17 protein-coding genes are annotated in these 20,189 nt (G+C 59.9%); 6 read left to right on the top strand and 11 right to left on the bottom strand.

The window, feature by feature from the left end; genetic code table 11:
• The first annotated feature begins 75 nt into the window (after positions 1-75).
• Both ACOYXE_RS04895 and ACOYXE_RS04900 read left to right on the top strand, forming a co-directional pair.
• Positions 76-1,320, top strand: a complete 1,245-nt coding sequence (locus tag ACOYXE_RS04895) for an NAD(P)/FAD-dependent oxidoreductase (RefSeq protein ID WP_460927978.1) — start codon at positions 76-78, stop codon at positions 1,318-1,320.
• A 9-nt stretch (positions 1,321-1,329) separates the two neighbouring features.
• Positions 1,330-2,130: a sulfite exporter TauE/SafE family protein gene (locus ACOYXE_RS04900; protein WP_460927980.1), complete on the top strand. Its 801-nt coding sequence runs from the start codon at positions 1,330-1,332 to the stop codon at positions 2,128-2,130.
• A gap of 49 nt (positions 2,131-2,179) precedes the next feature.
• Here the strand turns inward: ACOYXE_RS04900 and ACOYXE_RS04905 are convergent, their stop codons facing one another.
• From ACOYXE_RS04905 to ACOYXE_RS04930, 6 genes are all read right to left on the bottom strand, one after another.
• Positions 2,180-3,460: a TRAP transporter large permease gene (locus tag ACOYXE_RS04905; RefSeq protein ID WP_141127172.1), complete on the bottom strand. Its 1,281-nt coding sequence runs from the start codon at positions 3,458-3,460 to the stop codon at positions 2,180-2,182.
• The gene (locus ACOYXE_RS04910) at positions 3,460-3,987 is read right to left on the bottom strand and encodes a TRAP transporter small permease (protein WP_102899272.1); all 528 of its coding nucleotides are present in this window, start codon (positions 3,985-3,987) and stop codon (positions 3,460-3,462) included. The genes ACOYXE_RS04905 and ACOYXE_RS04910 overlap by 1 nt, the downstream gene beginning before the upstream one ends.
• Before the next feature lie 76 nt (positions 3,988-4,063).
• Positions 4,064-5,035 (bottom strand): TRAP transporter substrate-binding protein, encoded by a 972-nt coding sequence (locus tag ACOYXE_RS04915; RefSeq protein WP_460927983.1) that lies wholly within the window; start codon positions 5,033-5,035, stop codon positions 4,064-4,066.
• 64 nt (positions 5,036-5,099) lie between these two features.
• A complete protein-coding gene (locus ACOYXE_RS04920) occupies positions 5,100-5,993 on the bottom strand; it encodes an SMP-30/gluconolactonase/LRE family protein (RefSeq protein ID WP_460927985.1) in 894 nt (297 codons plus the stop codon).
• A 30-nt stretch (positions 5,994-6,023) separates the two neighbouring features.
• Complete coding sequence (locus ACOYXE_RS04925) at positions 6,024-6,848, bottom strand: NAD-dependent epimerase/dehydratase family protein (protein ID WP_212621615.1); 825 nt, start codon at positions 6,846-6,848, stop codon at positions 6,024-6,026.
• Between the two features lie 276 nt (positions 6,849-7,124).
• On the bottom strand, positions 7,125-8,420 hold the full coding sequence (locus ACOYXE_RS04930; protein WP_160058528.1) for an OprD family porin: 1,296 nt from the start codon (positions 8,418-8,420) through the stop codon (positions 7,125-7,127).
• A gap of 308 nt (positions 8,421-8,728) precedes the next feature.
• On the opposite strand from ACOYXE_RS04930, the gene ACOYXE_RS04935 reads away from it, so the two are divergent.
• A complete protein-coding gene (locus ACOYXE_RS04935) occupies positions 8,729-10,384 on the top strand; it encodes an MFS transporter (RefSeq protein ID WP_460927988.1) in 1,656 nt (551 codons plus the stop codon).
• Positions 10,381-11,523: an HlyD family secretion protein gene (locus ACOYXE_RS04940; protein ID WP_123594265.1), complete on the top strand. Its 1,143-nt coding sequence runs from the start codon at positions 10,381-10,383 to the stop codon at positions 11,521-11,523. Before ACOYXE_RS04935 ends, ACOYXE_RS04940 begins: the two co-directional genes overlap by 4 nt.
• A gap of 116 nt (positions 11,524-11,639) precedes the next feature.
• Here the strand turns inward: ACOYXE_RS04940 and copD are convergent, their stop codons facing one another.
• Positions 11,640-12,497 carry a copper homeostasis membrane protein CopD gene (copD, locus tag ACOYXE_RS04945; RefSeq protein ID WP_460927990.1) on the bottom strand — a complete coding sequence of 286 codons (858 nt, stop codon included), beginning with the start codon at positions 12,495-12,497 and terminating at the stop codon, positions 11,640-11,642.
• 3 nt (positions 12,498-12,500) lie between these two features.
• The gene (gene copC, locus ACOYXE_RS04950; RefSeq protein WP_160058524.1) at positions 12,501-12,863 is read right to left on the bottom strand and encodes a copper homeostasis periplasmic binding protein CopC; all 363 of its coding nucleotides are present in this window, start codon (positions 12,861-12,863) and stop codon (positions 12,501-12,503) included.
• Between the two features lie 139 nt (positions 12,864-13,002).
• Here copC and ACOYXE_RS04955 point away from each other — a divergent pair, with 139 nt between their 5' ends.
• The gene (locus ACOYXE_RS04955; RefSeq protein ID WP_038365564.1) at positions 13,003-13,623 is read left to right on the top strand and encodes a TetR/AcrR family transcriptional regulator; all 621 of its coding nucleotides are present in this window, start codon (positions 13,003-13,005) and stop codon (positions 13,621-13,623) included.
• 211 nt (positions 13,624-13,834) lie between these two features.
• On the opposite strand, the gene preA is transcribed toward ACOYXE_RS04955, so the two are convergent.
• The 3 genes from preA to hydA form a co-directional block, all read right to left on the bottom strand.
• Complete coding sequence (gene preA, locus ACOYXE_RS04960) at positions 13,835-15,109, bottom strand: NAD-dependent dihydropyrimidine dehydrogenase subunit PreA (RefSeq protein ID WP_077573438.1); 1,275 nt, start codon at positions 15,107-15,109, stop codon at positions 13,835-13,837.
• Positions 15,110-16,477 carry an NAD(P)-dependent oxidoreductase gene (locus ACOYXE_RS04965; protein WP_460927993.1) on the bottom strand — a complete coding sequence of 456 codons (1,368 nt, stop codon included), beginning with the start codon at positions 16,475-16,477 and terminating at the stop codon, positions 15,110-15,112.
• A gap of 158 nt (positions 16,478-16,635) precedes the next feature.
• Positions 16,636-18,075 (bottom strand): dihydropyrimidinase, encoded by a 1,440-nt coding sequence (gene hydA / locus ACOYXE_RS04970; protein WP_460927995.1) that lies wholly within the window; start codon positions 18,073-18,075, stop codon positions 16,636-16,638.
• Between the two features lie 625 nt (positions 18,076-18,700).
• Here hydA and ACOYXE_RS04975 point away from each other — a divergent pair.
• Positions 18,701-20,185 carry an NCS1 family nucleobase:cation symporter-1 gene (locus tag ACOYXE_RS04975; protein WP_460927997.1) on the top strand — a complete coding sequence of 495 codons (1,485 nt, stop codon included), beginning with the start codon at positions 18,701-18,703 and terminating at the stop codon, positions 20,183-20,185.
• Positions 20,186-20,189: the final 4 nt, after the last annotated feature.

The following is a 20,189-nucleotide window of genomic DNA, read 5'->3' on the forward strand; positions in this document are numbered from 1 at the left end:
CGCGAGCAGGCTCACTCCTACAATGGATTTGTGTGAAGGCTGAGAAATCCTTGCGTGCAGCAAAAGGAACAAGCAATGAACGATCAACACTGGGGCCCATCCATCAGTGCGGACATCGTGGTCATCGGCGGCGGTACGGCCGGTATCGGTTTTGTCGCCAGCCTGCTCAAGCGTGATCCGGCGCTGAAAGTTACCGTGATCGAACCCAGCGCCCAGCATTACTACCAACCGGCGTGGACGCTGGTCGGCGGTGGTGCCTTTGATGTGAAAGACACGGCCCGGGCCATGAACGAGGTCATGCCAAAGCAAGCGAACTGGCTGCAAGCGGCGGTCACCGCAATCGACCCCGACAAACGCCAACTCACCCTCAACGATCAACGCACGGTCAGCTACCAGAACCTGATCGTCTGCCCCGGCTTGCGTCTGGCCTGGGAGAAAATCGAAGGTTTGCAGGACAGCCTCGGTCAACACGGCGTGACCTCCAACTACAGCTACCAGCACGCGCAATACACCTGGGATCAGGTGCAGAAACTGCGCGGCGGCAAAGCGCTGTTCACTCAACCGGCGATGCCGATCAAATGCGCCGGCGCACCGCAAAAGGCGTTGTATCTGTCCTGCGATCACTGGCGTAAAACCGCCGTGCTGAGCAACATCAAGGTCGAATTCAATCTCGCCGGCGCTGCACTGTTTGGCGTGGCGACGTTCGTGCCGCCGTTGATGAAGTACATCGAAAAGTACAACGCACAGTTGGCGTTCAATTCGAATCTGGTCAAGGTTGACGGCCCGGCGAAAACCGCGTGGTTCGAGATCAAGGACGCTGAAGGCAACGTCACCCGTGTGGCGAAAACCTTCGATCTGCTCCACGTCGTGCCGCCGCAGGTTGCGCCGGATTTCATCGCGCAGAGCCCGTTGGCCGACGCTGCCGGCTGGTGCGAGGTCAACCCGCACAGCCTGCAACATCCGCGCTTTCCCGATGTGTTCGGACTCGGTGATATCTGTGGCACCAGTAACGCGAAAACCGCCGCAGCGGTGCGCAAGCAAGTCGTGGTGGTGGCGGAAAACCTGCTGGCCCTGCGCAAGCAACAACCGCTGCCGCTGAAGTACGACGGCTATGGTTCCTGCCCGCTAACGGTGGAGAAGGGCAAGGTGATCCTTGCCGAGTTCGGATACGCCGGCAAGTTGCTGCCGACCTTTCCACTGGACCCGACGGTGGCGCGGCGTTCGGCATGGTTTCTCAAGGCGACGCTGCTGCCGTGGTTCTACTGGAACGGCATGCTCAAGGGCCGCGAGTGGCTGACACGTGTGTCCAAGGTCGACTGAGAAAACCCTATGTTGCTGGCAAGTCTGTTTGGCGTGGTGATGGGGGTGGTCCTCGGTTTGACCGGGGCCGGCGGTGGCATTCTGGCGGTGCCGGCGCTGGTGCTCGGGCTTGGCTGGACGATGACGCAGGCAGCGCCGGTGGCGTTGTTTGCGGTCGGCAGTGCGGCGGCGGTCGGTGCCATCGACGGTTTGCGTCATGGCCTGGTGCGCTATCGCGCGGCGCTGTTGATTGCGGCGTTGGGCGCAGTGTTTTCGCCGTTGGGCATTTACTTCGCGCACCAGTTGTCGGAGAAAATCCTGATGGTCCTGTTCAGCCTGCTGATGGTCATGGTGGCCTGGCGCATGTTGCGCCGTGAGCGTCAGCAGGAGGGGCCGAGCGATCACGGGCATGCCAGTTGGGGCCAGAAGAATTGCATGCTCAATGAACAAACCGGGCGGTTTGACTGGACCGCCAAGTGCACCGCAACCCTGGCTGCTTTGGGCGCGATTACCGGGGTGGTCTCCGGATTGCTCGGTGTGGGTGGCGGTTTTCTGATCGTGCCGGCGTTCAAGCAACTGACCGACGTGCAGATGCGCGGGATTGTCGCGACGTCGTTGATGGTGATCAGTCTGATCTCGGCGATCGGGGTGGTCGGCTCGTTTCATGCCGGTGTGCGGATTGACGGGCAGGGCGCGGCGTTTATCGTCGCCAGCATTGTCGGCATGATCATCGGGCGCAAGCTCTGTGCGCGGGTGCCGGCGCGGGCGTTGCAGGTGGGGTTTGCCAGTGTGTGTCTCGTGGTGGCGGGGTATATGTTGTTGCGGGCGTGAGGTTCAAAAGAAATCGCAGCCCATCAAGGGCTGCGATCTTTTTATCGGCTTACAACACCAGATGGGGCAACCACAGCGACAGTGCCGGCACGTAAGTCACCAACATCAACACCAGGAACAGCACCGCGTAAAACGGCAGCAGCGCCTTCACAGTGCTTTCGATGCTGACCTTGCCCACCGCCGAACCGACAAACAACACCGCACCCACCGGCGGCGTTATCAATCCGATCCCCAGATTCACCAGCATGATCATGCCGAACTGCACCGGGTCAACACCAATGCCGAGAATCACCGGCATCAGGATCGGCGTCAGAATCAGGATCAGCGGCGCCATGTCCATCACCGTGCCGAGCAACAGCAGCATGACGTTGATGCACATCAGGATCACGTAGCGGTTGTCCGACAGGGTCAGAAACGCCGTGGTGATCTTCGCCGGAATCTGCATCAGGGTCATGATGTAGCCGAAGCTCGCGGCGAAACCGATCAGGATCATCACGATCGAAATCGTCCGCACCGTGCGGTGCATCAGTTTCGGCAGTTCGCTCCATTTGTAGTCGCGGTAGATGAACATGGTGACGAAGAACGACCAGAGCACAGCGATGGCCGCCGATTCGGTCGCGGTGAAGATGCCGGACAGGATGCCGCCGAGGATGATCACCATCGCCATCAGGCCCCAGAGGGCTTCGCCGACGATTTTCAACGCCTGGCGCATCGGGATCACTTCACCCTTGGGATAATTGCGTTTTCTCGCGAAAATCAGACACAGCACCATCAGGCAGGCGCTCATCAGCAAGCCCGGCACGATGCCCGCCATGAACAGCGAAGCAATTGAAACCGTGCCACCGGCGGCCAGGGAGTAGAGCACCGAGTTATGGCTTGGCGGGGTCAGCAGGGCTTGCACCGAACCGCTGACGGTCACCGCGGTGGAGAAGTCCCGTGGATAGCCCTTGCGTTCCATTTCCGGAATCAGCACCGAACCCACCGACGCGGTGTCCGCCACCGACGAACCGGAGATCGCGCCGAAGAACGTCGACGCGACAATGTTGACCAGTGACAGACCGCCGCGGACAAAACCCACCAGCACCCCGGCACACGCCACCAATCGACGGGACATGCCGCCCTCGGCCATGATCGCACCGGCCAGCACGAAGAACGGAATGGCCAGCAGCGAGAATTTGTTCACCCCCGAGGCGACCTGAATCATCACCGCCTGGAACGGAATGTCGATCCACCATGCACCGATCAGCGCGGCCGCGCCGAGCGCGTAGGCGACCGGCATGCCGATCAGGATCAAAGCGATAAAACTGCCCAGCAGTATCAGAGCGTCCATTAGGCGGCACCTTCACTTTCTTCAACCAGGTCGAACTGCACGACGCGCCGTTTGCTCTGGTCACCGAGCAAGAGTTTTTCCAGCACGAAAATCAGCGTCAGCAAGCCGCCCACGGGAATCGGCAAATAGGTCACGCCAACGCGCAGATCGGGCAGGGCCGCCATGAACTGGTTCCAGGTGGACATGCACAGCTTGGCGCCCCAGATCGTCATGAAGATGCAGATCGCCGCCATCAGCAGCTGGGAAAAAATCGCCGCTGCGGATCGCACGTGCGGCGGCATGCGATCGGTGAGCATGGCCACGGCCATGTGCGCGCCGGCGCGGTAACTGGCGGCGGCGCCGATGAAGGTAAACACCATCATCAGCAGAATCGCCGTGGGCTCGGGCCAGCTCGAACCGGTGCCCAGCACGTAGCGGGCGAACACGCCCCAGGGAATCATCAGGGAAATCGCCAGGACGGAAAGGCCGGCGACCCAGATGCACGTCATGTAGATCTTGTCGTTGATACGCAGCAGTAGATTCTTCATCGGGTTCCACCGTAACCGGGCGCGCCGCAGTCATCGGGCGCACCGGGCCTTGTTCATGAGGACGGAGCGGCAGGCGTTACTGAACGGCTTCGATTTTCTTGATCAGGTCGGCATACTTCGCGCCGTACTTTTCCCGTACCGGGGCGGTGGCGTCGTAGAAGGGCTTCTTGTCGACCTCGATGAACTCGACGCCGGCGGCCTTGAGTTTTTCTTCACTGGCAGCGGACTTCTTGTCCCACAGCACGCGCTCTTCGGCCTGGGCAGCCTTGGCGGCTGTCTTGACCAGCGCCTGTTGATCCGGCGTCAGTTTTTCCCAGGTGATTTTCGACATCACGATCGGCTCTGGCAGGATCAGGTGACCCGTGAGGCTGTAGTACTTCGCATTCTGGAAGTGGTTGTGTTCGAGCAGGGTCGGCGGGTTGTTTTCCGCGCCGTCGATCACGCCGGTCTGCAGGGCGCTGAAAATTTCACCGGTGTCCATCGCGATGCCGTTGCCGCCCATGGCGTTCATCATGTCGATGAACATCGGGTTGCCTTGCACGCGGATTTTCATGCCCTTGAGGTCTTCGAGCTTGCGCACCGGTTTTTTGGTGTAAACGTTGCGCGTGCCGCCGTCCATCCAGGCCAGGGCCACCAGGCCGAATTCAGAGTTGGTGATCTTGTCGAGGATCTCGTCACCCACTGCGCCGTCGATGACGTTACGCATGTGTTGGTGATCGCGGAAGATGAACGGCATGTTGAACACGTTCACGTCCGGAACCACGGGGCCGACGATACCCAGGCTGACGCGAGACAGCTGTACGGCGCCGACTTGCATCTGCTCGATGACTTCTTTTTCGGAGCCCAGCACACCGCCGGGGAAGTATTGGAAGGTCAGTTCGCCGTTGGTCTCCTTGGTCAGCATCTTGCCCATGTTTTCTTCGGCCACCACGGTTGGATAACCGGCGGGGTGAATGTCAGCGAATTTGAGTTGCAGTGCCTGAGCGGCGCCAGTGAAGCTAAACATCAGCGGGAGTGCAGCGGCCAGCAAGGTGCGTTTGAAGTTCATGGGGGTGAGTCTCCAGTCTTGTTATTTTTGTGTTCAATGCGCAGCGGTGCAGCAGAGGCGGGTGTTACAGCAAATCGTCGAACAGCGGTTCCGGCAGGCCTTTGACGTTGGGATTCAGGGCGAACACGCCGCCGGCCAGGGATTGCGGATCGTGGTCGTCACCGGGGCGAATCGAGGTGACGAACAAGGTGTCCATCCGGCTGCCGCCGAAGGCGCACATGGTCGGTTTTTTCACCGGCACGGCCAGTGAGAAGTCGAGTCGACCGTCCGGCGCGAAGCGGTGAATCAGGCCGGCGTCGTTGGCGCAAATCCAGTAGAAACCTTCGGCGTCCACAGCAGCGCCATCGGGGCGACCGGGGAAGTGGTTCATGTCGACGAAAACACGGCGGTTCGACGGCGTGCCGGTCTCGGTGTCGTAATCGAACGTCCAGATCAGTTGCACGTCGGGGTGCGAATCGGACAGGTACATGGTTTTTCCGTCGGGGCTGAAACCGAGGCCGTTGGGCACGATGAAGCCGTCGAGTTGCGCTTCGATCACGCCAGACTGTCCGGCACCGTAGCGGTAGAGCCGGCCTTCGGGCGCATTCAGGCCCATGTTCAGCACCATGCTGCCGGCCCAGAAGCGGCCCTGACGGTCGCAGCGACCATCGTTGAGACGCATGTCGTCGCGGCCGTGCTCGACGCTGGCGAGCAGTTGGTTGTCGAGGCTGCCGTCGCTGTGCGGGTGCAAATGAAAGAAGCCGCTCTCCATGCCGGCGACCCAGCCGCCACGGCTGTGGCGGGCGATGCAGGCGAGCATTTCCGGGGTTTTCCAGGCATGCACATGGCCCGTGTCAGCGCTCCAGCGTTGCAGGCCGCCGTTGGGAATGTCCACCCAGTACAGCGCGTTTTCCTCTGCCACCCAGACCGGGCTTTCGCCCACGGCGTTGCGGGCATCGACGATCAATTCGGCTTGCATACTCATTCCTTTGCGTCGTTGTCAGGGTGATCAGTCGCCGAACGGTCCGGCGGCGACAAACGCGCCGCCCTGATAGATTCGCGCCGGGTCATCGGCGGCCGGCATCGGTTGCGCCTCGACTTTTTCGCGGAACACTTCGGAGCTGTCCTTCGCCTCGAAGCCGAGGTGGCTGGCGAATTTGTTGTCCCACCAGACGTCCTTGTTGGCGGACATGCCGTAGACCACGGTGTGGCCGACGTTCGGCGTGTACAGCGCGCGTTCGAGCAGTTGGGTGAGGTCGTCGAAGCTCAGCCAGGTGTGCATCATTCGGCGGTTTTGCGGTTCGGGGAACGAGGAGCCGATGCGGATGCTGACGGTTTCGATGCCGTAGCGATCGAAGTAGAAACTGGCCATGTCTTCGCCGTAGGACTTGGACAGTCCGTAGTAGCCATCGGGACGGCGCGCGGAGCTGGCGTCGAGCGGTTCGTCCTGTTTGTAGAAGCCGATGACGTGGTTGGAGCTGGCGAAGATCACTCGCTTGACGCCATGCCGGCGCGCCGCTTCGTAGATGTGAAAGACACCGCTGATGTTGGCGCCGAGGATTTCTTCGAACGGCCGCTCCACGGAGACACCGCCGAAATGCAGGATCGCGTCGACGCCCTCGACCAGTTGGTGTACGGCGTGTTTGTCGGCGAGGTCGCAGACCACGATTTCTTCGCGATCATCGACGGCTGGGGCGAGGGCGGCGATGTCCGACAGGCGCAGGACATTGGCATAGGGGCGCATCCGTTCGCGCAGGACTTTGCCCAGGCCACCGGCGGCGCCGGTCAGCAGCAGGCGATTGAATGGAGCGCGGGGAGTAGAGGTAGACGTCATGGCAATCCCTGGACACATTGTTATTAGGTTTGTTGTAGGTTGTCGTATGACTGCGCTGAAGTATCGGTAGGGTTTCCGGAACTTGTCAACGCGACTTTTGGTGTAGATGACGGAAGGTGAAACAGTTTTTTCCTCCGGGCGATCTCGCCTTGCAATGCAATCCCCTGTAGGAGTGAGCCTGCTCGCGATTGCGGTGTATCAGTCGAAGAGGATGTCGTCTGACACATCGCTATCGCGAGCAGGCTCACTCCTACAGGGGGCGTACTTGCCGACGAATTACAACAACGAAATCGGATAACTGATAAAGATCCGGTTCTCGTCAAACTCGTTGGTGCTGAAGTCCCGGCGAATCGTCGCGTTGCGCCATTTCACGTTGAGATTTTTCAGCGGGCCGCTCTGCACGGTGTAGGCCAGTTCCGACTCGCGGCCCCATTCCTTGCCGTCATTGGTGGTGGCGGTGTGCACGTTGTCGCCGCTGATGTAGCGGTTCATCAGGGTCAGGCCCGGAACACCGAGGGCGACGAAGTTGTAGTCGTGGCGCAACTGCCAGGAACGTTCCTTGGCGTTGTCATAACTGGCGTTGTAGCTGTCGTTGGCGAGGGTGCCGCCGCTGGTGCCGTTGACCCGCATCCAGGCGTCGTCGCCGCTGAGTTTTTGCAGGCCAACGTAGAAGGTGTTGCCGCCATATTTGGCCGAGAGCATGGCGAACGCGGTCTTGTTGTCGAGTTCGCCGGCCTGGGCGCTGCCATCTTCCTTGCCGGTGAAGAAACCGAGGTTGGCGCCCAGCGTCCAGTCGCCCAACGGCTGGCTGTGGCTGAGATTGAAATACTGCTGCTGGTAGATGTCCGTGAGTTCGGCGTACCAAACGCCGACCAGGGTGCGTTTGTCGTTGAAGGTGTATTCGCCACCGCCGAAGTTGAAGCGGTCGGAAGTGAACGCGCCACGGCCGTTCATTGACATGTCTTCCATGCTCGCGTCGTTGCGCGGGCTGTTGCCACGGAACTGGCCGCCGTAGACGGTCAGGCCATTGATCTCGGTGGAAGTGATCTGGCCGCCACGAAAAGTTTGCGGGAGGGAGCGGCCATCGTCGGAGCGCAGGATCGGCAGCACCGGCATCCATTCGCCGACCTTCAGTTCGGTCTTCGAGACCTTGGCTTTCAGCGCTACGCCGAGGCGCCCGAAGTTGTCGGCCGGACGCCCGTCATCGTGGATCGGCAACAGTTGCGTGCCGCCCGTGCCTTTGCCGCCATCGAGCTTCTGCGAATACATCCCCAGCAGATCAAGGCCGAAACCGACGGTGCCCTGAGTGAAGCCGGATTTGGCATCAAGGATGAAGTTCTGCGTCCACTCCTCAGCCTTGCCCTGCGGGTTGGCCGGGTTGACGAAGTTGCGGTTGAAGTAGGCGTTGCGCAGGTTCAGCGTGGCTTTGCTGTCGTCGAGAAAACCTTCGGCTTCGGCGCTCATCGGTATGGCGAGGGCGAGGCTGCTGCAGCCGATCAGACTTAAAGCGGTACGCGGGCGGGTGACGGAAAGACGGGAAGGGCGGACGGAACTGCAGACGAGTGTGCTCACTGTGACGCTCCCTGTTTCGTTTGTTGTTTTTATTATTTGTTATACGTCGTCGTACAACATGGGTGCGGATATTTCCTAGGTTTCCCGGGAATGTCAACAGCAAGTTGTGCGATGACTTCGGTCATCACACAGAACCCTTGTAGGAGTGAGCCTGCTCGCGATAGCGGTGTATCAGTCGACATTTCCATCATTGATACAACGCGATCGCGAGCAGGCTCACTCCTACAAGGGATCTGTGTTGTCCATGGGATGTGTGTTGCAGGTGAATTTGCGGCAAACTTCACCCACCTTCCGCACAAGGCTTTTCCATGGATCAATACGCCCCGCGCAACTGGCAGCCCCACGAAAAGCCCAGTCTGCCCGGTTCCCCCTCGACGCCGTTGCACTCCAATCCCAAGCGTCTGGCCTATGCGCTGGTCGGTTTGCTGGTGGCGGTGACCGGTGGCTTGGGCAACTCGCTGGTGGTTGCCAACTTGCCTTATCTGCAAGGTGCACTCGGCGCGACCACGGCGGAAATGGCCTGGTTACCGGCGGCGTACGTGATGACCAACGTGTCGATGAACCTGCTGCTGGTGAAGTTTCGCCAGCAGTTTGGTTTGCGCGCGTTCACCGAAGTGTTTCTGGTGCTGTACGCGCTGGTGACCTTCGGCCATCTGTTCGTCAACGACCTGAATTCGGCGGTGGCGGTGCGGGCGGCGCACGGCATGGTCGGCGCGGCACTGAGTTCGCTGGGTCTGTATTACATGGTTCAGGCGTTCCCGGCGAAGTGGCGGCTGAAGGCGCTGGTGCTCGGCCTCGGCACCTCGCAACTGGCGTTGCCATTGGCGCGATTATTTTCCGAAGATTTGCTGCAGATCGCCGAATGGCGCGGCTTGTACCTGTTCGAACTGGGCATGGCGTTGCTGTCGCTAGGCTGCGTATTGCTGCTCAAATTACCGCCCGGAGACCGTTTCAAAACCTTCGAAAAACTCGACTTTCTCACCTTCGCCATTCTCGCCACTGGCGTGGCGTTGCTGTGTGCGGTGTTGTCGCTGGGGCGGATCGATTGGTGGCTGGAGGCCGACTGGATCGGCTATGCGCTGGCCGCCTCGATTGCCTTGATCATCGCCGGTCTGGCCATCGAACATAACCGCAGTAACCCGCTGCTGATGACCCGTTGGCTGGGCAGCGGGACGATGATTCGCCTGGCGCTGGCGGTGACCCTGATTCGCATGGTCACCTCGGAGCAGTCCACCGGTGCGGTCGGTTTCATGCAGAACCTGAACATGGGCTACGAGCAGTTGCACAGCCTGTACGTGGTGATGCTGATCGGCAGCGTCGCGGGTTTGGTGACCAGCGCGCTGACCATCGACCCCAAACACCTGCTGATGCCGTTGATTATCTCGCTGGGTCTGATGGCCACCGGGTCGGTGATGGACAGCTTTTCCAACAACCTGACCCGTCCGGAAAACCTCTATTTCAGTCAGTTTTTGCTGGCGTTCGGCAGCACGTTTTTCCTTGGCCCGACCATGGTCTTCGGCACCCGTAACGTGTTGACCAATCCGCGCAATCTGGTGAGCTTTTCGGTGCTGTTCGGGATCTGCAACAACCTCGGCGGCCTGCTCGGTGCGGCACTTCTGGGCACGTTTCAGATCGTCCGGGAAAAATTTCATTCCAGTCAAATCGTTGAGCACCTGACGCTGTCTGACCCTTTGGTGGCGGCACGCGTGCAGAGCGGCGGCTCGGCGTACGGATCGCTGTTGGCCGACCCGAGTCTGCGCAACCTTGCGGGTATTCGCAGCCTGTCCAACGCCGCGACCCGAGAGGCCAACGTGCTGGCCTATAACGATGTGTTCATGCTGATCGCCGTGATTGCGGTGCTGACCATGATCTGGCTGTCCATTCGTGCGCTGTGGCTGATGAGCACCACCAAAGCCGTCGCCCCAGCGCCATCCACACCTTTGAGCGGTGCCACTTCTTCATGACCGAACCGACCACCACAACCACCAATGCCATTGCCGCCACGCCCGAAGGTGTGGCGCCACCGTCATCGCCGAACACCGAGCCACGCTCGCTGCGGGTGCGGATTATTTCCTCGCTGGGCTTCGCGGCGATTGCCATCGTTGGTGTGTTGATCGTGCTGTATGCCTGGCAATTGCCGCCGTTCAGCAGTGCGGTCGAGACCACCGAAAACGCGCTGATTCGTGGGCAGGTGACGATCATCGGCCCGCAGCTCGCCGGTTATGTCTATGAAGTGCCGGTGCAGGATTTCCAGTACGTGAAGGCCGGGGATTTGCTGGTGCGCCTCGACGACCGCATCTATCAGCAACGCCTCGATCAATCGTTGGCGCAACTGGCGGTGCAGAAAGCTGCGTTGGCCAATGTGGTGCAGCAACGCAACAGCGCCGAGGCGACGATCAAATTGCGTCAGGCCGTACAGGCTGACAGCGAAGCGCAGTTGCGCAAGAGCGAGGCGGATCTGCGGCGGAATCAGGAATTGGTGCGCGACGGTTCGGTGTCCAAGCGTGAAATGGATGTAGCACTGGCGGCGAATGCGCAAAGTGTTGCGGGGGTGGCGCAGGCCAAGGCCAATCTGGAAATCGCCCGTCAGGATCTGCAAACGGTGATCGTCAATCGCGGGTCGCTGGAAGCAGCGGTGGCCAGCGCCGAAGCGGCGGTGCAACTGGCGCGGATCGATCTGTCGAACACGCGCATCGTTGCACCGCGTGATGGTCAGCTCGGGCAAATTGGCGTGCGCCTCGGTGCTTACGTCAACTCCGGGGCGCAGTTGATGGCGTTGGTGCCGAACCAGAAATGGGTGATCGCCAACATGAAGGAAACCCAGATGGACAACGTCCGCGTCGGGCAGCCGGTGCGCTTCACTGTCGATGCCTTGAACCACCGCAAATTCACCGGACATGTGCAGCATATTTCGCCGGGGACGGGGTCTGAATTTGCCCTGTTGCAAGCGGATAACGCGACTGGCAACTTTGTGAAAATCGCCCAGCGCGTGCCGGTGCGGATCACCATCGATCCGGATCAGCAGGAAGAGGAACGGTTGCGGCCGGGGATGTCGGTGGTCGTCAGCATCGACACCGCCGCTGGAGACACCCAACCTCACTGATCAACAGATAACCCTGTGGGAGCTGGCTTGCCAGCGATGACGTCGGCATATCCGAAATATCTGTTCCTGACACACCGCCATCGCTGGCAAGCCAGCTCCCACAGGGGGATCGTGTTTCAGGTTGTGATCATCGGCGGTAGCGTGCCGAGCAGGGATACGGCGGCTACGGCACCAATGCCGAGTAACCATTCCAGTATCACACTGCGCCTGAGCGCGCCCATCCGCTGTTCGCAATCATCAATGCGCAAGCGATTGAACAGCGCCAATCCGAGCATGGCCAACACCAGCAGCGCCTTGACCAGCAGAATCAACGCAAATCCGCTGAACAATGGCGTCGGCCACCACTGGCCAGTCAGCACGCGCACATTGATCAAACCGGTGATCAGCAGCCCCGCGACCAAGGCATAACCGACTCCGCTGAAGCGCCGCAAAACCTCATGCATCGGCTCCGTCGGCTGACGCAAAATCATCACCAGCAACAACAACCCGCCGAGCCATGCGGCCACGCAGGTCAGATGCACAATCTGGTTGAGAATCAGCAATTGCCCGCTCAAACCATCGAGCATCGCGCCGTGTCCGACCGGGGCCAGGGTCGCGAGCAACAATGCGCTTAAGCCCAGTCGCATCGGCATGCTTGAGCGCCAAGGCGTGAACAACAGCGCCAACAGCGCGGCATTGATCAGCAGATGCCAACGCCACACCTGACCAAAAAACGTATGGCCCAGCACCAGCGCAACCGTGTCCGGATCAAACGCCGCCGTAGCCGAGCCGGCCATGCTCGCAGTAATCAAAAGTGCCCAGACAATCCCGCTGACCAGCGCCACAGTCGTCAGCCAACGCGCCAGTCGCGCCAGGTGCCGATCCACTTGCGGCGCTTCATCCTTGAGCAGCAACGGCCTGAAGAGCCAGGCCCCGAACAGCATCAACACCACGATGAAATGCACAAAGCGACACAGCACCAGCGTTTCACTCATGAATTACTGGCCCACCTTGAACTGATAGGCGCCTTCGCTTTTGTGCGTATCGACCGACACCGCGTGCCATTCGACTTTGTACTCGCCGGCGCTCAGCGGAGCGTCAGGGGTGACGATCAGGGTTTTCTTGTCGCCTTCGGTGGTCAGCGGTTTGATCGCGACCGGTGCGCCATCCTTGGTCACGGTGACTTTGGTGAAAGTGGCCTCGACACCTTCGGAAAAGGTCAGACGCAAATCGGCCGGGGCGGCGACGGTGCTGTCGGCGGCCGGGGTCTGGCTTTTCAGGTGGGCGTGGGCGAATACCGAGGATGCGGCGAACAACGAAGCGAGCAGGGCAGTGGTGGTCAGGACGTTCTTGAACAGCATCGCGAATACCTTTGGGGCAGGAGTGAAGAAGCGTCAGTTTAGCCATCCGCTGACGCCAGTACGAAGTTTTGTTTGCAGCGGTCGCCCGCGGAGCAGAGCGGATGCTAGTCTTGGGCAACGCTGTTGTCAGGGAGCCCTCATGGGCAATCACAAGATCGAGATTCGTCGCAGTAACGTCGAGAAAATCCTCCTGGCGGCGGAAAAAGTCTTCGCCGAAAAAGGCTTTGGCGGCACGGCCATGGCCGACATCGCCGCTGAAGTGCAACTGCCGCGTTCCAATCTGCATTACTACTTCTCAACCAAGAGCGAGCTGTACAGCGCAGTGCTGTTCGACCTGCTGGAAGTGTGGAAGCAGGACGCGCTGTGCTTCGAGATGTTCGATGACCCGCGCGTGGTGCTGAGCAGCTACATCCGCGCCAAGATGAACCACTCGCGCAGCCGCCCGTACGGCTCGAAAGTCTGGGCCAACGAAATCATCCACGGCGCGCCAACCTTGGGTGAGGCGCTGGATGTCAGCCTGTATGACTGGGCGAAGATGAAGGAAGCGAAAATTCGCCAGTGGGTCGAGGACAAGCGGATTCTGCCGGTGGAGCCGTCGAGTTTGCTGTACATGATCTGGGCGTCGACGCAGCACTATGCTGACTTTGATCATCAGGTGAATATTCTGAATGAACATCAGCCGTTGTCGGACATGCAGTTTGAGCGGGCGGTGCAGACGGTGACGAGTGTGATTTTGCGTGGGATCGGGTTGGAACCCTAAAAGCAAAAGCTGACCCTCACCCCAGCCCTCTCCCGGAGGGAGAGGGGGCCGACCGAGGTGTCTTGCGAGTAACATCGACCTGAAGAACCGAGTCGATTGCGGATTCAAAGCAAATCGTTCACGTCGGTGGATTTCTGAAGCATCCCCCAATCAGTCCCCTCTCCCTTTGGGAGAGGGTTAGGGTGAGGGGGCTGTTGGATCAGTCGGCGATCTAGACCGCAACGTGATACGGATTGCGCGGATCATGATTCCAATCGAGAAACGGCTTGCCAGTCTCCATCGGCACCATCTCGATGCAATCCGCCACCGGACAAGTGATCTGGCACAAATTACAACCCACACACTCCTCATCGATCACTTCATATTTATGCGTGCCGTCCGCCTGCTTCAGACTGCCAATCGCCTGATGTGACGTGTCCTCGCAAGCGATGTGACAACGCCCGCAACCAATGCATGCGTCCTGGTCAATTTTCGCGATCACCTGATAGTTGATATCGAGGTACTTCCAGTCCGTGGTATTGCCCACCGCACGCCCGGAAAACTCGGCAATGTTGGCGTAACCCTGACTGTCCATCCACCGCGACAGCCCGTCCTTCATCTCCTCGACAATCCGAAAACCATGCAGCATCGCCGCCGTGCACACCTGCACTGCGCCGCTGCCCAGCGCCATGAATTCCGCCGCATCGCGCCAACTGCCGATGCCGCCAATGCCACAGATCGGCAAGCCCTGGGTCTGCGGATCGCGGGCAATCTCGGCGACCATGTTCAGCGCAATTGGCTTCACCGCCGAACCGCAATAACCGCCATGGGTGCTTTTGCTGCCGACGGTGGGCAGGGCGACCATGTGTTCCAGGTCGACGCTGGTGATCGAGTTGATCGTATTGATCAGCGACACCGCATCGGCGCCACCACGATGGGCCGCGCGGGCGGCCACGCGGATGTCAGTGATGTTCGGCGTCAGTTTGACGATCACCGGCAGCGAGCAATAGGTCTTGCACCAGCGCGTGACTTGCTCGACATACTCCGGCACCTGACCGACCGCCGCACCCATGCCGCGCTCAGGCATGCCGTGTGGGCAGCCGAAGTTCAGCTCGATGCCGTCAGCACCAGTGGCTTCCACCAGCGGCAGGATGTGTTTCCACGATTCCTCAACGCACGGCACCATCAGCGAGACGATCAGCGCGCGATCCGGCCAGTCCTTCTTCACCTGAGTGATTTCGCGCAGGTTGATTTCCAGCGAACGGTCGGTGATCAGCTCGATGTTGTTGATGCCGAGCACTTCACGGTTGTTGCCGTAATGCGCCGAGTAACGCGACGACACGTTGACCGCCGCCGGGTCCTCTCCGAGGGTTTTCCACACCACGCCGCCCCAGCCCGCTTCAAAAGCGCGGACGACGTTGTAGGCTTTGTCGGTCGGTGGCGCGGAGGCCAGCCAGAACGGATTCGGCGCTTTGATGCCAGCGAAGACAATCGACAGATCGGCCATTTACGCAGCCTCCACGTTAAGCATCAGTTGAGCGTTGATCGCCTCGGCGGCGCGTTTGCCATGCTGCACGGCTTGCACGGTGAGGTCCTGATCGAGGCTGGTGCAGTCGCCGCCGGCATACACGCCGGGGATGCTGGTGCGCAGGTTTTCGTCGACCTGAATGCGCTCGCCCTGGCGCTTGAGTTCGCGGACCAACGGGTCGGCGAGGGCGCTGCTGTCGAATGATTGGCCGATGGCTTTGAAGATCGCGTCGGCGACCAGTTCGAAGGTCTCGCCGGTGGTTTGCAGGCGACCGTCGACCAGATCGGTGCGGGCGAAACGCATGCCGCGCACATGGCCCTGAGCGTCGAGCAGCACCTCTTCCGGTTGCGCCCAGGTCAGCAGACGCACCTGATTGGCTTTGGCAATGTCTTGTTCATGACCGGTGGCGCCCATGTCCGCCGCGCCACGGCGATACACCAGATTCACATCACGGGCGCCGAGGCGGGCCATTTGCACGGCCATGTCGATCGCCGTGTTGCCAGCGCCGAGGACGATGCAGCGTTCGGCCAGTGGCAGTTGCGTGAGGTCATCGGCCTGGCGCAGTTCGCGGATGTAATCGGTGGCGGCGAGCAGGCCCGGCGCATCCTCGTGAGGCAGGCCGAGTTGCTTGCTGGCGTTGAGACCGAGGCCGAGGAACACCGCGTCGAACTGCAGATGCAGTTCGCTGAGGGTCAGATTCTCGCCCAGCTTCTGCCCATGACGAATCTCGATGCCGCCTATCTGCAGGAGAAAATCCAGTTCCTTTTGTGCGTAGTCGTCGACCAGTTTGTATTTGGCGATCCCGTACTCATTGAGGCCGCCAGCCTTCTCCCGTGCTTCGAAAATCACCACGTCATGCCCGTGCATTGCGCTGCGATGCGCACAGGACAAACCGGCAGGACCGGCGCCGACTACGGCAATTCGTTTGCCGGTGGCGGCGGCGCGCTGGAACGGGTGTTCGGTGAAGTGTGCATTGTCCACAGCGTAGCGTTGCAGCAGGCCGATCAGCACCGGCGCGCACTCCTGAGCGTTGTTGCGCACGCAGGCTTGCTGGCAGAGGATTTCGGTTGGACAGACTCGGGCGCAACTGCCACCAAGGATATTCGCCGAGAGAATTTTCTGCGCGGCACCGGGGACGTTGTCCTGATGAATGTTGCGGATGAACGACGGGATGTCGATCTCGCTCGGGCATGCATTCACGCACGGCGCGTCATAGCAATACAGGCAGCGCGAGGCTTCCAGATGCGCTTGGCGATCGTTGAGCGGCGGCGCCAGATCGGTGAAATGCCCGGCGAGGGCGGCCGCGCTTTCGTGCGGGTGGGGGAGATGGTTCAGGGTCTCGATCACGGTTTTGTGCCTCACGGTTATTGAGGTTCTCTGCCTCTATCGGGCAGTGGTTTTTGTGTTGTTTGAACTGACGCCATCGCGAGCAGGCTCACTCCTACAGGTGTACGCATTCCAAATGTAGGAGTGAGCCTGCTCGCGATGAGGCCGAAGGCCTCGCTTTAGCGCTTCACGGCAGTCGGGCGATGTTGCTCAGCCCGCTTGCTCAGCAAATCAAACACCGCCGGATACGCCGGCCGTTCGATATACCGCCCGGCACCGCGCTCGGCGCGCAGGTCGCCATCAGCCCAGACCACCCGGCCCTGGCTGACGGTATGGCTCGGCACGCCGCGTACGGTCTTGCCTTCGAAGATGTTGAAGTCCACCTGCTGATGGTGGGTCTTGGCGGAAATGGTCCGGGTGCCTTGCGGATCCCACAGCACCAGATCGGCATCGGCGCCAACGCGAATCGCGCCTTTGCGCGGATAGAGATTGAAAATCTTCGCGGTGTTGGTGGAGGTGAGGGCGACGAAATCCTGCATCGACAAACGACCACTATTGACACCTTCGTCCCACAACACCGCCATGCGATCTTCGATACCGGCGGTGCCGTTGGGAATCTTGCTGAAGTCATCGCGCCCGGCGGCTTTCTGCTCGGCGCAGAAGCAGCAGTGGTCAGTCGCGGTGGTGTGTAGATTGCCGTTTTGCAATCCGTGCCACAGCGCTTCCTGATGACCGCGCGGACGGAACGGCGGGCTCATCACATAACCGGCAGCGGTCTGCCAGTCCGGGTGTTGATAGACGCTGTCGTCGAGCAGCAAATGCCCGGCGAGCACTTCGCCGTACACCGGTTGGCCCTTGCTGCGCGCATAGGTGATTTCGTCGAGGGCTTCTTTGGTCGAAACGTGCACCAGATACAACGGTGTGCCAATGGTTTCGGCGATCCGAATCGCCCGGCTCGCCGCCTCACCTTCAACCTGCGACGGACGCGACAGCGGATGCGCCTCCGGCCCGGTGATGCCCTGGGCCATCAATTTGCGTTGCAGGTGATAGACCAGCTCGCCATTTTCCGCGTGCACGGTCGGCACCGCGCCGAGTTCCAGGCAACGTTCAAAGCTCGCCACCAGCGTGTCGTCAGCCGCCATGATCGCGTTCTTGTAGGCCATGAAATGCTTGAAGCTGTTGATGCCGTGATGGCTGACCAGCTCGGCCATTTCCTCGCGCACCTGCTCACTCCACCAGGTGATGGCGACGTGGAAGCCATAGTCGGAAGCCGAATTTTCCGCCCAGCCGCGCCACTGATGAAAGGCTTCCATCAACGACTGCTGCGGATTGGGAATCACGAAATCGATGATCGACGTGGTGCCGCCGGCCAGACCGGCCGCCGTACCACTGTAGAAATCCTCACTGGCCACGGTGCCCATGAACGGTAGTTGCATATGCGTGTGCGGATCGATGCCGCCGGGCATCAGGTATTGGCCGCTGCCGTCGAGCACTTCGGCGCCGGCGGGAATATCAACGTTTTCACCAATGGCTTTGATCACACCGTCGGCGCAATAGACGTCGGCGCGATAACTTTCATCATGGGTAACAACGGTGGCGCCACGGATCAACAGAGACATTCCGAGTTCCTCGCAGGCATTGACCGACTTGTGCCGGTTCTAGATGTTTTATTGATGGACAGCGCTGCAGGGTGTATTCCTGTCAGCGCTGTCAGGAATAAAAACTAGTCGCAGATTTGCAATAGAGCAAGATTATTTTTTATAAGCTTATGACTGTTTTAACTATTTGAAAAATAACGATAAAAATGTGAAATCACCAAAATGGTGAGGCTGCTCACCATTTTGACGCACTTGACAGGATGGAAATATGAGCAAGATTTCCTATGTGAAATCAGCCGCTTGAAGTTGAGCTGCGGTTGCTCGCTCACGATAAAAATAAATGCAGTGCACCAGATTGAGTCCTGTCTGTTCGGACAACTTGGCAAGTGTTTAGCCTGAGCACCCAGACAAGTTTCCGTGAACTCATCCGGTTAATAATTAAAACTGATGAATATCAGAAAGTTGCAAAGCGTTTAACGCTCGGCCCGATGCGTAAGCGGGGCACCCGGCACGTTTATTGATGCCGCCGCTGACATCATGGCCGGTGCACGAAAGTTGTCAGTTCCTCCGGCCATCGTCCGGTTCGTACCCTCGGGTACAGCCGCCTGATGAGCAAAAAAATAATCAGAAGAACAGTGGAGCGGCCATGCAACAGAACAGATCGCAAGTGACCGAGCGCGACGGCTTGTTCGAACTCGAAGCCGGCAGCGACGTCCTCGACAGTCCCCGATACAACCACGACATGGCACCGACCAAGGTGCGTGAACGAACCTGGAACAAATGGCACATCACCGCGCTGTGGGTCGGCATGTCGATCTGCGTGCCGACCTACACCCTCGGTGGCGTACTCACCGCTTACTTTGGCTTGACCGTCGGCGAAGCGTTGCTGGCGATTCTGTTCGCCAACGTCATCGTGCTGATTCCGCTCACGCTCAACGCCTTTCCCGGCACCAAGTACGGCATCCCGTTTCCGGTGTTGCTGCGTTCATCATTCGGCATTCTCGGTTCCAACGTGCCGTGTCTGATTCGCGCGCTGGTGGCGTGTGGCTGGTTCGGTATTCAAACGATGTTTGGCGGGTTGGCCATTCACCTGTTTCTCGGCTCGGTGTTCGAGGGCTGGAAATCCCTCGGCGGCACGGGGGAGGTGATCGGTTTCATGGTGTTCTGGGCGCTGAACCTGTGGGTGGTGATTCGCGGCGCCGAGTCGATCAAGTGGCTGGAAACCTTGTCGGCGCCGTTGCTGGTAGCGGTCGGCATTGGCCTGCTGGTGTGGGCGATGCCCAATGTGTCGATGACCGAACTGCTGGCGATTCCAGCGAAACGTCCGGAAGGCGCCAGTGTGGTCAGTTACTTCGCGGCCGGGCTAACCGCGATGGTCGGTTTCTGGGCGACGTTGTCGCTGAACATTCCCGACTTCAGCCGTTACGCCAAGAGCCAGAAAGATCAGATCCTCGGGCAGATTTTCGGCCTGCCGTTGACCATGTTTCTGTTCGCCTCCCTTGGCGTGATCATGACGGCCGCCTCGGTGAAACTGGTCGGTGTGACCGTCTCCGATCCGGTCACTCTGATCGGCCATATCCAGAGCCCGGTGTGGGTCGCGGTGGCCATGGCGTTGATCATCATCGCCACGCTGTCGACCAACACCGCTGCCAATATCGTCTCGCCGACCAACGACTTTCAGAACATCGCGCCCAAGGTCATCAACCGCACCAAAGCGGTGTTGTTGACCGGGTTTGTCGGGCTGTTATTGATGGGCCATGAGCTGCTGAAAAAACTCGGTTTGATTGTCTCCGATGTCAGCCTGGAAACCGTGTATTCCAATTGGCTGCTCGGTTATTCGAGCCTGCTCGGGCCGATTGCCGGGATCATGGTGGTGGACTATTTCCTGATCAAGAAACAGCAACTGGACCTCGCCGGGTTGTACCGCGATGACGTCTACCCAGCGTGGAATTGGGCGGGGTTTCTCGCGTTCGGTGTGCCGGTGGTGCTGACCTTGCTGTCGCTGGGCAGCGATGCATTCAGCTGGTTTTACAGCTATGGCTGGTTCACCGGCTCGGCGCTGGGCGGGATTATTTATTACGGGTTGTGCGTGATGCGTGCGCAGCCTTCTGCCGTTAAAACGGCGGTGTAGCACA

The organism is Pseudomonas sp. MC6 (assembly GCF_054790575.1).